Origin of the sequence: Bartonella sp. CL25QHWL (assembly GCF_042195335.1) — a bacterium.
Taxonomy (GTDB): Bacteria; Pseudomonadota; Alphaproteobacteria; order Rhizobiales; family Rhizobiaceae; genus Bartonella.
This window is the reverse complement of sequence record NZ_JBHIOE010000032.1, coordinates 1-5,739: the sequence shown is the minus strand read 5'-3', so window position 1 is coordinate 5,739 and position 5,739 is coordinate 1. Positions and strand designations below refer to the sequence as shown.

The 5,739-nt window shown below is 40.2% G+C and carries 5 protein-coding genes; all 5 read left to right on the top strand.

Annotation, left to right across the window (positions count from 1 at the left end):
- The first annotated feature begins 377 nt into the window (after positions 1–377).
- The 5 genes from ACFILY_RS08970 (at position 378) to ACFILY_RS08950 (ending at position 5,386) form a co-directional block, all read left to right on the top strand.
- Positions 378–1,571, top strand: coding sequence for an MFS transporter (locus ACFILY_RS08970; RefSeq protein ID WP_375637897.1), 1,194 nt, complete (start codon positions 378–380; stop codon positions 1,569–1,571).
- A gap of 211 nt (positions 1,572–1,782) precedes the next feature.
- Entirely contained in the window at positions 1,783–2,457 is a 675-nt protein-coding gene (locus ACFILY_RS08965) for a hypothetical protein (protein WP_375637896.1), read from the top strand.
- 10 nt (positions 2,458–2,467) lie between these two features.
- Positions 2,468–3,706: a DUF2087 domain-containing protein gene (locus tag ACFILY_RS08960; RefSeq protein ID WP_375637895.1), complete on the top strand. Its 1,239-nt coding sequence runs from the start codon at positions 2,468–2,470 to the stop codon at positions 3,704–3,706.
- Between the two features lie 173 nt (positions 3,707–3,879).
- Entirely contained in the window at positions 3,880–4,068 is a 189-nt protein-coding gene (locus ACFILY_RS08955) for a hypothetical protein (RefSeq protein ID WP_375631794.1), read from the top strand.
- 163 nt (positions 4,069–4,231) lie between these two features.
- A complete protein-coding gene (locus ACFILY_RS08950) occupies positions 4,232–5,386 on the top strand; it encodes an MFS transporter (protein ID WP_375637894.1) in 1,155 nt (384 codons plus the stop codon).
- Positions 5,387–5,739 lie beyond the last annotated feature (353 nt).

Genomic DNA, 5,739 nt, shown 5'->3' with positions numbered 1-5,739 from the left:
TATTTCCAGTGTTTTTGGCTATTATGGTTATAGAAGCCGTAAGGACACTTTCATGCTTTAAAACGTCTACCTTTAAAGCAAATACATAAAAAGCTGCACGTATAGTGCAGCTTTTTTGCAAAATCTTCTGATTGTCTTTTTGTATTATTGTCTCTCTCATATCAGACAACTTCACCAGCCCATCATCCTTAATACTCCCCTTTAAAAAAACATAAGGAGCTGGTCATTGCTGCCAATAGGCATTGTGCTTGTTTTGGAAAAGAGCTCTGAAAACTTCCTTTCTCAACTGATCATCAAGAAAAACTATACAAAGCATGGGATATCCCATAAACACGTAGAAGAAAATTGTACCTTATAACCTCTTGGGGAGGAGCATTGTGACAAAGAAAAAATCCATGATTTTCGCTAAAACAGGACTTTTCCTTGTTTTGGGCTTTAGCAGCTTTGCCGATGAAACAGCACAAGTTACATTTGCTCTCCACTTAGCAGAAAGCACAGCATCTATTTCAATGCTGCTGTTTGCAGGGCTTGTCGGGGCAATTTGTGCCGGACCAATTGCACCACGCCTCTTGCATCGCTTCCAACCAGCGCGAACAGTACCCATTGTTTTATTGTTTGAAGCACTCTTCATAGCCGTTGCCGCAATTGCCAACCAATTTTGGGTTTACATTGCACTTTCTTTCGCACTAGGTTGTGCTGGTTCACTCTTTTGGTCTGCTATCCTCGTTTCCGTCCCAGAATTTGCAACCAATGATCAGCAACTAGATCGACTAAACCGCGTTATCCAAACAGTTCGTAATCTTGGCTACATTGCCGGACCACTGCTAGGGGGTGTATTGTATGGAATATCAAATGGGCAAAAAGGGCTCTTTGCACTATCCATCATGGTTCTTTGTGCTACCTTTATCACTCTCTTCTGTTTTAAAAGTTTAAAAATACATACGCAAACAACAAACACAACACAGCAAACCAGAAAAGGGCTAGATTTAACGGGTCTCTTGCGTAAAAAAAATGTTGTCTATGCTCTTTCTCCCCTCATCATTACCATCATCCTCACCTCTGCTCTCAACGTCTTATCGATTGTCCGCATCCGCACGGAGCTGTACTTCAGTGCAGAAACCTATGGGGTAATCACAAGCATGTTAAGTCTTGGCCTCGTGGTTGGTCCACTCTGTTTCTCCAGCCTTTTTCATCGCTTTGGTAATGCCGCTGGTGCATCACTTGCCGCTGCAATAATTGGCTTTGCAATTTTCTGCTTTTCCTTAACACATATTGTATGGTTGATGATGCTGTCATTTTTTATCCTTGGGGGTGCAAACGGCGTACAAAATGCTCTAATGGCAAGTTTTATGATGAAAGCCATTAAAAAAGAACACCGAAACAACCAAATGCCCGCCTATATCTTTATCATACAAACAGCGGTGTGCCTTGGCTTTCTAGGAGCCGGTTTTGTAAAAGTGCATCACACCCAAAGCACACTATTTATCATTGGCATCGCCACAATGATCGCAGGCATATTAGGTTTTATCATAAACCGCACTATGCAAAAAAAGGAATGGGATAATGCCTAGCAGACTTTGCCATCTATTCTCTCGAAAAAAACCAAACCCAAAAATGGCATGACAATCACCCCTCGATGAAATCGTTGTATCTCCCCTATAACCCCACACCAACCAATAAGACTTTGATGAACCACTCTTGAGTGTGGAAGAGCTAACAACCCCAGCAAACAACCATTGCCAAAACTTGATATTTCAAAGCAGAAGAAACCGGTTTAACATCATGCAACAAGATCCTATAGGCTTAAACTTTTACAATGGAACAGGCGGTTATGTATGGCAACTTGCAGACTATATGCGACATGATTGTCATGAGAGCTCCCACACACTTGAATTGCAAAAACCAACACCACCCATAGCCATCAATTCTTTCGCTGTCTACCCACGTGAACTCAATCCTTTATCACACATTCAGTGGGCAAAAGATGTACAAATAATAAAAAACAAACCAGCACTCATTGGCAAACGGCAAATACAACCCATCACCATTGTTTCTACAAAAGGAGCGGCATTTGGCGGATTCGACTTTCCCACATTTGAAGCACTTCGTGAAGGCTGCCTTGTCCAATCACTGAGAGAAATACAATTCTATAGTACTCTTCTTGCCTCTGGGAGTCTTTTGATATCACTTTTACAACACGGTCTCATCAAAACAGATCAAAAAGCATTTTCAGAAAATGATGCAACCGCTCTTTTACGAGAGCCAACATGTATTATCATAGATTCTTCTCTTGGCAGTCTTGCCATTAATCAACTCAATGGGCGTACAATCCGGCTTCATGAAAAAACAAAACATCTCTTGAAGCAAGCCACCACACCAATGCACATTCAACACCCGCTAGAGGATTCAATAAAGTTTCTTGTAAAAGCAGGAATGCTACGATTGATAAAATTATAAGGATAAAAAGATGCAGCTGATAAGACCTGGCATGGGAACAGAAAATAGTGCTGAACTTATTTACACGCTCATTCAAATGGCAAGACCGCGCACAGTCATTGAAATCGGTGCTGGTGATAGTACGCGCTTGATTGCTAAAGCACTGCAAAAAGCAAAACAAGCATGGCAACAAGATAAAAAACTTTTAGAATCTTCCACCTGGGAAGAGCGCACAGCTTTGCTTGACCATTCAGGAATCCTTGAGAATTACGAACCTCGGCTTATCACCATTGATGATTTTACAGTTGAAGGTCAATCAGCAGAAGAAGCATGGCAAAAACTGCTTCAAGACGGTATTGAAAAAAACATGGTAACATTTATCCATGAGAATTTTTTCTCTCTTGATGAAAGCACCCTCAAATCTTGGGCGCCAATAGATTTTGCTTGGATTGATGCAGGAACTCCCGCAGATGATGTGCGATTTGTTATAACCCTTTGGGAACACATCACCGCTGGTGGTTATCTATGTCTGCATGAACCAACAATGACAACAACAATTGCTCTCAATGGCGAACAACGGGTTCGACGCGTCAGAACTCCCATCTGGGAAGAAATTCTCTACCGGCTTGATGGCTCCTATGAAGCTTTAACACTCCCCGAAAACCACAAATATCGCCAAAGTGGTCTGGGGATTATTCGCAAACGCACCCCAGCTGAACAAATTGTACGCGCACAATCGCTCCAAGCAGAACTCATAGAAATCAATGAAATTCCCATTCGCAATGATATTTTGCCCATGGGGAAAGAAACCCTTCACAAACGCAATACCCGCAATTCACTGATCTCTGCCATGACCTCACCGACACTGCGCGCTGTTTATGCCGCCATTATCCTTGGTGCAAAAAATCTTACTGATATCCTCAAACATGTCGATTCAGATGCCAAAAACATTCACAAATCCATCAGTCGCCTTTTGAATCTTGGACTTATTCACAACACAACAGCAGGATTTCAAGCCGAAGAGACAGTGTGGAAAATGCTAGAAAATAAACATGAGCGAAATAGGGAAAATTTAAGCGACCGCCATTTAGAAACAGAAGAGATGCTATCAAAAATTGGTGAAGCCTTTCAAAAGGAAAAAATCTATAGCGAAACGGAAGTTTCCAAGATATGCAACCTCTTTACGATAGACTTTGCCCGATTACGACGCACTCTTGTTGAGAGAGGTTTTTTACAACGCCATGGAGGCAAATATCAACGCATGCGCTAAAAGAGATTTGAAAAATGATTAGCTAACTCTATCGTTTTTCTTCTCTATTTCAAGAGAATGAATAACCTTCCACTAAAAAAATATAATTTCATTAAAAGGTTACAAAATCATTCATCCCATTCATATGTTGACAATCTATGGGGGGATAGTACATCCTCTTCATAAAGGATAAAATGGAAAAGCAAGAATGCGGGGTGCCAATTGGTTATCAAAAAGGATTGGGTGGTTATCAAAAAGAATTGGGAATAGTCAAAATCATCAGGAGAAGATATAGGATCAAGGTCTCAATGATCTTACGGTTGTTGCGCGAACATCAGGGCACAGTATTGTTGCTCAATCCAAATCATGCTCGATATTTCTAAAAACATCGTAGAAAAAACAATATTCTTGCATTGGACTGGCTGGTGAATCAAGAAGGATACTATTTCAACGAAATGTGCACAGCAGAAACAGGGCTGACAAAACTTCCTCAAGAGATACAACAAAATGTATTTGATCATTTAACGACACTTCTATGGAAATTCCATGGGCAAAAATAAAATAACTTTTTTCATCTATAGCACAGTTTTTCTTTCTGAATTTTCCTTTTTCTTTGTACTCCCTTTGCTTGGAAACTCTTCTCTCATAACTGCTGCCAATGTCGCTTTTTATCTCGCTGGATCAGTAATCCTTGAAAGCATTCTCATGGTAACCACAACGGGTTTATTAGAAAGATTTTCGCGTAAACTCTTAATGGCTAGCGCCTTTATTTTAAGGAGTAGCGCTTTTGTGTGCATTATCCTATCGCTCACACCTTCTGCATGGTTGATCTTTTTTACCTTAATGGCTTTTTCGAAAGCAGTTTCAAAGCCATTTTTGAGAGAAATTTTATCAGAACATCTCAATGAAAATGCTCTTAAACGCGCATTAACTCTCTATTCTTTTTTTCAAAATGCTGCTGTCGTTATCGCCCCTCTTGTTGCAACGAGTGCCATAAAATACAACGCATCAACCTTCTTAATGGCTTTTTTTGCACTCATTGGTTTGTATCTTTGTGTTCTATCCATTCAAATTGTTTATCATTACCCACATAAAACATTATCTCTTGAAAAGAATAAAAAAACAAAAAAAACTCTTCTTTCTTCTTTAAAAACAATAATACATAATCGTTCTATTGCTTATTTACTGGTCACGGCTTTGCTTTGTGCATTCCTCATGGGAATTTTCATCACCACCACAACACTTCTCAATAAATTTGACAGCAATCTCGCCCCTTATAGTGGAATTTTCTTTTCAATTGTTGGCATCAGTATTTGTATCTGGCAGGGGGTAATCAATAAACATCTCACCCTTTCCGATAAAGCAACTTTTTATCTGCTCTGCTTTATGGGAAGTTTCGCTGCATTTTTCCTCATAGGTGGGGTCTTTACCGCTGTGACTGCGTTAATTGCCTACAGTGTCTATGAATCTGTCATGATTCCAGAGATATACTATCAAGCAGGGAAAACAACCTCACCCCTCTCTGCCAGTGTTCTTTTTAGTTATATTCTTGTTATTTCAAATATTGGCCAAGCTGCCGGCTCATGGACAAGTGGATGGATCATCAGCCATTTCAACAATCATATCGCTTTCACCTTTTGCATGATTGTTGGTGCCTCCGCCTTTGCTTCTTGCCTTTGCCTCATGCAAACGAAAAAATAAGCAGCTTCCATGTCACATATCATTTTTGAAAACCCGTAGCACAACAAGAGCACTCAAAATAATTCGCCATAAATCACTCAATTATGGGTTTGTAATACAATCTGCGGCAAAGAAGCTCGAAACGGTCTTTAAAGATTGCTCTGTAAGGCTCCGTTGCCAATTGCCTCATAGCATAAAGTATTATGGGGGCAGACAAGCGTAAGGTAGCTACATTCTGCACGAATAATATTCTATTGATATTCATGTGCAACACAGCCAAAGCATTTTTTTATAATTCGCTCAAAAAAGGATTTTGAACTAATCAATCTCAAGCCTCGCCATGCGCGTTTAACTTTTAATGCCGCCCATTCTCT

Bases quoted from the DNA above. Each gene is read 5' to 3' on its own strand.
- ACFILY_RS08965 (WP_375637896.1), top strand. From the start codon at position 1,783: ATGCAACAAGATCCTATAGGCTTAAACTTTTACAATGGAACAGGCGGT.
- ACFILY_RS08960 (WP_375637895.1), top strand. From the start codon at position 2,468: ATGCAGCTGATAAGACCTGGCATGGGAACAGAAAATAGTGCTGAACTT.
- ACFILY_RS08955 (WP_375631794.1), top strand. From the start codon at position 3,880: ATGGAAAAGCAAGAATGCGGGGTGCCAATTGGTTATCAAAAAGGATTG.
- ACFILY_RS08950 (WP_375637894.1), top strand. From the start codon at position 4,232: ATGGGCAAAAATAAAATAACTTTTTTCATCTATAGCACAGTTTTTCTT.